We start from the raw sequence: 8,253 nt of genomic DNA, 5'->3' as shown, positions 1-8,253 counted from the left end.
AAAACAATCAGATGTATTACAAATGAATTATGGTCTTGAATTTTTAAAAAAGGTGTTGGCTTTGAATTTTACTTTTTCAATGGGGTAATAGTTTAAAATTTATTAAAAGATTGGTCGGTTTTTTAGATTTCAATTTTTAGGTTGGTTTTTGGATTATTAAGTTCCACTACGCTATAATTCCCTAAGTGATACCATTGGGGGTCACCCTCATAATCCACATTTTTTCGGAATAGGTGTCATTGAGTTTAGAGTAATAGGACACCAGGGCATTGTTCCAGGATTCGTGTTTTTTTAAGTAAACATACCGATAGTTATTATCGGGGTTTATAAAATAGCTGGCGCTTAGTCCTTGGGCATTGAGTAGTTTTACGAATTTATTGGCATTGTTGGCATTGGCAAATACATTTACAATAATGTAATAACCACTCCCTACTCCATTTATCTTAAACATTTTTGCTTTGGGATCGTTTGCTTTCACCTTGTCTTTTACCACTACGTTTTTCTGTAATTGATCGGAGCTATAGCGCGATGATTTTTCCTTTATTTTGTGAACATTGTTTACATAGGCCTTATCGGTATAGCTGCTATTGTCTACGTTCATAATCCACATATCGCCTGTATAGTTACCATCCAAACTTGATTTATGGGCCGCTAAGGCCTCTTGCCAGGTATTATAGCGTTCTAGGTATACATATTTTAGGGCATTGCTAGGATTCTCAAAGTAATCGGCCCTAAGACCTTCTTGGGTAAGGCTGTTGACAAATTGGTTTAGGTATTTCTCGCCTTTGTAAACATTGGCAACTAGGTAATAGCCTTCGCTTACCCCGGGGAGATCCCTGAATTTTTTACTTTTTATCTGATGTTTTTTAGCAATTTCAGTGAATTCGTCCGCTTCCGTTAAGTTGTTGTTTTGGGAAGGATGATCTTTTTTGATATCGGATTTGGCCGCTACTATATCCTTAGGAATACTAGCCTTTACTATACTGTTCGGTATTTTGCTTGTGCTATTGTTTTTCTTGGCCAAGGTTGCGTTTTTGTCGGCAGCATTAAATAAAAAGATCTCTTGGGCCTTGTTTTCCAAATCGGGGCGTTTTCCCTGGGTTTCGTTCTTTACCATTTTCATGACCAATTCGAACCTGCGTTCTAGGTCTTTTTGGCGATTTTCCTCTAGGGAATCCTGTCGAAACATCAGTTCTGCCAATATTTCATCATTTTCGGCCAATGCTTTTTTAAGTTTTTCTATTTCCAAATCGCGCAAGCTTGGAACTTCATCGGTATTTTTATCTTGGGCAACAAGCTCATCCTCTTTATCTTCGAGCATAACCCTGTCTTCGGTTAGGGTAGGGGTTATAGAAAAGGCAAAGGATATTTCGTGAGTCAATCCTAGGTTGTCAAAATTATTGGTCAATCCTTTTTCCATGGTATATCCGATCGATACTCTTCGGTTTAGATTAAACCCTATTCCTGCCGAGGCGCCGTAGAAGCTATCATAGCCCCCTTGTAGCCATCCTAATTTTGGCAAATCGAGGATAAGGCTTCCTCCTAAAACTACCTCTTCTTCTCCCATGGCCCTCACTCTGGCCAAAGGCATTAAACGAGCTTCATGAAGAAGTCCACCCTCATTTTTAAACTGATGGGTATATTGTAAATGGGCAGAGAATGTTTTTTCCTTAAACTGCGTATTGGAAATATTTTCGCTAATGTTATAGTCGAATAAATTTTCGGCAAAAACACCAAAATCAAATTGGTTAAAGGAAAGGTTAAACCCAGGTTGAAAACTAAGCAGGGAACCTTCCTGCAAGCCGTTTAAGGCAGGATCGTTCTGGTCCAATGCATTAGCACGCCCCCGGTCGAAACCGCTATTATAATACGCCAGATTGGCCCCAAAGGTAAAATTGCTGTTGTCGGCGAGCTTAATTCCATAAGCATAGTTGGCCATGACCCCATAATTGGATATCAAACCTTCTCTTTGGGAAAAAAGGCTTAGCCCCAAGCCGCTTCTATCATTCATTCTACCACTATAACTCAAAAAATAATCCTGATTGTTATCACTAAAGGATACCGATTGGTTTCTATGCAAAAGGTTGATATACGACTTGTCTTCCCGCACCGTGGAAAAAGTAGGGTTGATTAAAAACCGGTTGAATTTTAATAAATTCTGGGAAGGGACATTATATTTTAAAGTAGGGTTTTCTTCTTGGGCGCCTAGCTTAGCAAGGGCCAATAAGAAAAGGAATAGTATAAGATAGTTTTTGCTGCGCATGGTTGGTTAACGAATAACGGTTATAGTACCTTGTTTTAAAGTTTTCTTGGCTTTTTTAATGGTATAGTAAAACACCATGTTTTGTTTAGGGAAGATGGTAGTGGCTTGTGGCCAGTCATTATTGTATTGAAATTGGTTAAAAACCTCTTCTCCTTTATGGTTATAAATAATAACGTTTATCTCTGGGTCTTTAGTATAGGTGTTGGGAAGAACCCACTGATCGTTATAGCCGTCCCCATTTGCCGTAACAACATTGGGGATGCTAAATGTATCTTGGTAAGTTACCCTAAGGCCCTTGCTTATTTGACAGCCATTAAGGGTAGCCAACAAGGTATAATTCCCTTCTCTACTAAGGTCAATTTCGTATGTACTGCTCACTAATGTTTGGTCTTTGTCATACCAAGCATAACTATCGGCCCCGCTAGCGGTGATGGTTTTACTGCTCCCTTCCCTAATAACCACTTCGTTGTTGGCGATGTTCAGGCTAATTAAGGACTCGTCCATAGGCGTTACGGAGATGTAATTGGAGACCAAAGTACACCCGTTTTTTAAAAGCTCAAGAGAATAGGTTCCCGGGCTATTTACGGTTAAAACGGTACTCGTCTGGTTTAGGTTTTTGCCATCTTTCAACCAGTTAAATGTGGCTCCATTTAGATCGGTTGTTGTACCGATACTAATTTCGGAACTATCGTTACAAAGTACCGTTGTTCCAGTATTTATGGTAAGGGCTTCATTGGTCATAAGAATTACATCCAGGGTATTGGAAGTGGGATTATAACCGTCTAAGGTTGCCACCAGTGTGTAGTTTCCATTTTCATCAGAAGTGGTCAGGCTAATATTTTTTCCTGTCTCACTACTTAGCGGCATTCCGTCTTTTTCCCATTGATAGCTAAAAGAATTAAGTAGCTCCAAGGTCACATCGGCCCTTGTACCATTGGGAAAAATCGCGGTAATGGTGTCGACCTCCAAGACGATGCTAGTATTATTACAGTCGGTATATTCTGTGGCGTAGGCGATACTTAGTTCAAAGGCGGTAGGAGGGCTTATAAGAATTTTTTCTGAATTCTTGCTGGTGGTACAAGCACCTCCGGTTTGGGTTACTTCCAAATAGTATTCCCCAATAGCATTGGCCAAATACGTTTTGTCGGTAGCCCCGGGAATGGCAGTATTGTCCTTGTACCATTGGTAAGTGGGCGTATTGGCATCGGTAGTGGCCGATAGTACGCTCGTTTTTCCCGGTAATAAAACTAGAGGCCCGGTCTGATCTATCGTTACCGAAAAATCTTCTTCTAAGTTGATATTGATTCCTGTAGAACGTTCCATACAAATGTCATCGCCATCTATTTCAACCGAATATTCCCCTTCAAACCCTACTGAATTGGCATCTACGGTATAGCTAGAGGCATCTACAATCGGCGATGTTATAGGGATACCATCCTTGTACCAGGTATAGGTAAAGCCTTGGTCTTTAATATTACTTTCTAGGGTTAGGGTTTCACCGCTGCACAATAAAGTTTTTGCAGGAGGATTTATAGCAATCCCCATGCTACTACCTTTTTTTATTTTTATACTATTAGATAGGGTATTGGCCGATCCGGAACAACTGGTCCCGTAGTCTACCTCTACCATATAAATTCCAGGTATGTCTATGGTAATAACACTGCTTTTTTCGCTTAACAAAGTACCGCTGCGATACCATTTATATTGATAATTTCCAGGGTGACTGACGTTATGTACGGCTAGGGTGATGTTATTTCCGCTGCATAGGTCTATACGGCCACCAGAGGGAATATTGCCATTAGCGTTTTGACTGATAAGCAGGGAAGATTTAAAATCTATATAATACATCTCAAAGGAATCCGAAGGCGGGCTTATTTTAGCCGGACTAGTACTTCGCACTCTAAATCTATAGGCTTCTCCACGGGTATCTGTGGGCAAGGAAAACTTGATGTCAAAGTTAAAATTCGTATTTTTATTAGAAATCTTCGCCAATTCGGTGGGTGAACCAAAATTGCCAGATGCATCGGAGAGTTCTAAAATAAACTGGTTATCGGCGTTTACGGTTGGCAACCAGGTAAAATTTACATAGTATTCGTTAAAATCTGCCGAAGCACAGGCGGCCGTCCAAATAGAATTCCCGGCTATATTAGGATTATCTGCCGGAGTAGGTTTGTTCAATGTTTGCCCAAACAAGGGGGCAGCAACTAACAAAAGGTAGCTAAGAAAGAGGAACGGAAGGCTATTTTTTAGGGTCGGTATCATACTTTATGGTGGTTTGGGCCACTGTTGGCGAATCGTTTGTAGCATTATCTACAGAAAACCATGGGCAGTGGTTTGGGGTCCATGGTGGCAGCAAAAAAAACTGTATCCCCGATTTTCTCGCTGTTGCCTAACAAATATGGAGAATGGACAAGGCTTATTAAAGTTTAAGTTGTAAGGCTAAATAAATGTGTTGTGAAAAGGGCTTTCTTGTATGGTATACGCTTTTTATAGTACGCTTTATCTGCATTTTATATACATTTGTGCAACAAAAAAAAGAATATGAGTGAAGGGTCAAAATCGCTGAATTTTATAGAGCATATTGTAGAGGAAGATTTAAGCAATGGTTTTGCAAAAGAGAAGCTTCGTTTTCGTTTTCCGCCAGAGCCCAATGGGTATTTGCACATTGGTCATGCTAGTTCTATTTGCCTGAATTTTGGATTGGGCTTACGGTATAAAGCTCCGGTAAATCTTCGTTTTGACGATACGAATCCCGCCAAGGAAGAGCAGGAATATGTCGATGCTATCAAAAGAGATGTAGAATGGTTGGGTTTCCAATGGGAAACAGAATGTTTTGCATCAGATTATTTTCAACAATTATACGATTGGGCCATTGTCCTTATCAAGCAGGGCAAGGCGTATGTAGATAGTCAATCGTCTGCAGAAATAGCCGCCCAAAAAGGAACCCCGACCGAGGCCGGAAAACCAAGTCCGTTCAGAGATCGCTCTGTGGAAGAAAACCTGGAGCTTTTTCAAGCGATGAAGGAAGGGAAATTTAAGGAAGGCGAGCATGTTTTAAGAGCGAAAATAGACATGACCTCTTCTAATATGCTGATGCGCGATCCTTTGATGTACCGTATCTTACACCGTCCGCATCACCGTACAAATACCGATTGGTGTATTTATCCGATGTACGATTGGGCCCATGGGGAGAGCGATTATGTAGAGCAGGTATCCCATTCTTTCTGTACCTTGGAATTTGCCATGCACAGAGAATTGTACGATTGGTTCTTAGATCAGGTGGTCGATGAAAATAAGGTACGACCAAAACAGCGCGAATTTGCTAGAAGGAATTTTAGCCATACGGTGGTGAGCAAGCGTAAACTTCTGCAATTGGTAGAACAGGGATTGGTCTCTGGATGGGACGATCCTAGAATGCCTACCATTTCTGGATTGAGACGAAGAGGGTATACGCCAGAATCGCTGATCAACTTTGCCAATACCATTGGGATTGCCAAAAGAGATAACGTAGTCGATGTTTCCTTGATGGAATTTCATGTCAGGGAACATTTAAATAAAATTGCCCCAAGGGTTATGGCGGTCTTAGATCCTTTAAAAGTGGTCATTACCAATTACCCAGAAGGAGAAGAAGAGTGGTTAGAAGCAGAAAACAACCCGGAAGACGAGTCGGCCGGATCTAGGCAGCTACCTTTTTCAAGGGAAATTTATATAGAAAAGGATGACTTTAAAGAAGAAGCCAACAGGAAATTCTTTAGGTTAAAATTAGGGGGAGAAGTGCGACTTAAGAACGGTTATATTATAATGGCCGAGAGCTGTACAAAAGATGCCGATGGGAATATTACAGAGGTACAATGTACCTATGACCCAAAAAGTAAAAGTGGTAGTGGTACCGAGGAAAGCCTTAGAAAGGTAAAAGGGACCTTGCATTGGGTTTCTGCCCCTCATGCCGTTGAGGCCGAAGTACGCTTGTACGATAGACTTTTTATGGATGAAACGCCAGATAGTCATAAAGACAAGGACTTTTTAGAATTTATCAATAAGGATTCCCTACAGGTGATTAATGCCTTTGTAGAGCCAAGTTTAAAAAATGCAGTCCCTGAAGATCGTTTTCAATTTCAGCGAACCGGATATTTTAATGTGGACAAGGACTCTACTTCCGAAAAACTGATTTTTAACAGAACGGTTGGTTTAAGGGACAGTTGGGCGAAAATTCAACAAAAAAACTAAGCATAGAATAAGCTTATCGATATCAATATAACTATTGGTATTTTTTATTAAAAACCACCTCTTTACAGCGTATTTGAGGTGGTTTCTTTTTTTGGCAATATATTTCCATCTCCCGAGGTATGAGAATTCGTGAGGAGTTCTTATATGAGGTTTAGTTGACTTAATCTGGTGTAAAATGTATTTTTCATGGCTTTGGCCGGCTTTGGGACAATCTTTTTGTTAGCATGGCTTCTTTTGGAGCGGTCTAAGCGTAAAAATAGAGATTGTGATGATTTCCAATCTATAGGAGCCCCAATCTAGCGCAACAACGACTTCTTCTTACTTTTAACAAGTATTAACACGTATTATGCGCTAATTACCGTATCTTAATGGATGTAAGAACTATTAACTAAAAAAACACAGATTATGCAGAACAACAGTGGAAATACTTTATTAGCCTTACTAACCGGAGCCGCCATTGGGGCTGGTATTGGAATTCTATACGCTCCCGAAAAGGGGGAGAAAACCCGTAAAAAAATTAGAAAGAAGGCAAAAAAAACCTCAGACGATCTCAGTTCTAGGCTTTCCCACGCCAAAGATGAACTTACCAAAACGGCAAATGCTAAGAAAGTGGACTTTGAGCACAAACTAGATGAAACAATCTCCAATATGAGCTATAAGGCCGATGATATTATCAGCGCCTTAGAAGCTAAATTAGCCGATTTAAAGAAAAAGAATGCAGATCTTCACAAATAGGAAATAAGATTATGGCCATAGAGGAATTAAAAGAAAATTTATCGGAGGCCGAAAAAAACCTTCGTTCCTATGTAGATAATACCGCAGAGTATTATAAGTTGAAGAGCTTTAAATTATTTATGCGGGGAGTGGCGACAATGGCCAAAGTTTTACTGGTGGGCGGTGTGGCGCTCTTGGCATTGTTTATCTTGTCCCTAGCGGCGGCCTTCGGCATTGGCCAAGCCCTTGAAAATACCTTTTTAGGGTTTTTATTTGTGGGCTTATTTTATATCCTGGTCGGATTAATGTGTTATTGGTTCCGACACAAATTGGATAAACCTATCCTAAAAAAGTTTTCTAAATATTATTTTGAGGAATAGACTATGAGAAAGACTTCTTTTAATTCCTTTGAGGAAATTGATACTGAATTGAAGGTTCTGAAATTGCAAAAGAATATCAATAAAGAATTGATCAGGTTTAATGTAAACAAGGCCAAATCTTCTGTCGCTCCTAAAAATCTATTAGGAGGGGCAGGGGGAATGGTGCAAAAGGCCGTTCTTTCCTTTGTTATCAATAAGATTCTTAAAAAGATAAGAAGATAAAACCAATTGTTATTTTTATTCTAGGCACCTTTTACGGACCCGTCTCAGAAGGGTAGCGGTCGTATTCTATACAGTTCGTGAATAAAAGTTTCAGCACTATTACACCCTTGTTTTCTTGGGCGTTCCCCTATGGGTCGGTATTTCCGCTATATCTTTTTTAAAAGGCCCTGCCTCCTAAAAAAGGATGCCGCTACAATCCCTAACGCTTTTTCAATTAACAATAACCAATTAGCAATAAACAATGCTTAAATGCGGGCAACACTAATCAGGGAAGTTCATGCTTAAAAATGGTAAACACTAATCAGAGTAGTTCAACAAAAGGGCAAGCTGTAAATACAGTGAACAATAACCAATTAGATATTAGATAAAAGAAAAGAGCGAAGAGAAAAGAGAGGACCGCACGGAAAATTCAACAATTTGGATTTGTAGTAAGGGGCCAGCTGGCGC

Annotated in this window: 6 protein-coding genes; 4 read left to right on the top strand and 2 right to left on the bottom strand. The window is 40.0% G+C overall.

The features are described from left to right. Positions 1-181 precede the first annotated feature (181 nt). Both HCG49_RS15265 and HCG49_RS15260 read right to left on the bottom strand, forming a co-directional pair. The gene (locus HCG49_RS15265) at positions 182-2,263 is read right to left on the bottom strand and encodes a type IX secretion system membrane protein PorP/SprF (RefSeq protein ID WP_168470394.1); all 2,082 of its coding nucleotides are present in this window, start codon (positions 2,261-2,263) and stop codon (positions 182-184) included. 6 nt (positions 2,264-2,269) lie between these two features. Then, positions 2,270-4,525 (bottom strand): gliding motility-associated C-terminal domain-containing protein, encoded by a 2,256-nt coding sequence (locus HCG49_RS15260; RefSeq protein WP_168470393.1) that lies wholly within the window; start codon positions 4,523-4,525, stop codon positions 2,270-2,272. 279 nt (positions 4,526-4,804) lie between these two features. Between HCG49_RS15260 and HCG49_RS15255 the strand changes: the two genes are divergently transcribed. The 4 genes from HCG49_RS15255 to HCG49_RS15240 all read left to right on the top strand — a co-directional run bounded on the left by HCG49_RS15255 (position 4,805) and on the right by HCG49_RS15240 (position 7,806). Continuing rightward, positions 4,805-6,490, top strand: a complete 1,686-nt coding sequence (locus tag HCG49_RS15255) for a glutamine--tRNA ligase/YqeY domain fusion protein (protein WP_168470392.1) — start codon at positions 4,805-4,807, stop codon at positions 6,488-6,490. Positions 6,491-6,895: 405 nt separating this feature from the next. After that, positions 6,896-7,225: a YtxH domain-containing protein gene (locus HCG49_RS15250; RefSeq protein WP_168470391.1), complete on the top strand. Its 330-nt coding sequence runs from the start codon at positions 6,896-6,898 to the stop codon at positions 7,223-7,225. An 11-nt stretch (positions 7,226-7,236) separates the two neighbouring features. Further along, positions 7,237-7,584 (top strand): hypothetical protein, encoded by a 348-nt coding sequence (locus HCG49_RS15245; RefSeq protein WP_168470390.1) that lies wholly within the window; start codon positions 7,237-7,239, stop codon positions 7,582-7,584. A gap of 3 nt (positions 7,585-7,587) precedes the next feature. Then, positions 7,588-7,806, top strand: coding sequence for a DUF6327 family protein (locus tag HCG49_RS15240; protein WP_168470389.1), 219 nt, complete (start codon positions 7,588-7,590; stop codon positions 7,804-7,806). The last annotated feature ends 447 nt before the right edge of the window (positions 7,807-8,253 follow it).

The sequence above is a fragment of the Arenibacter sp. 6A1 genome, from assembly GCF_012272855.1.
Taxonomy (GTDB): domain Bacteria; phylum Bacteroidota; class Bacteroidia; order Flavobacteriales; family Flavobacteriaceae; genus Arenibacter.
Note: the sequence above shows the minus strand (reverse complement) of the source record. Positions and strands in the feature narration are given on the sequence as shown.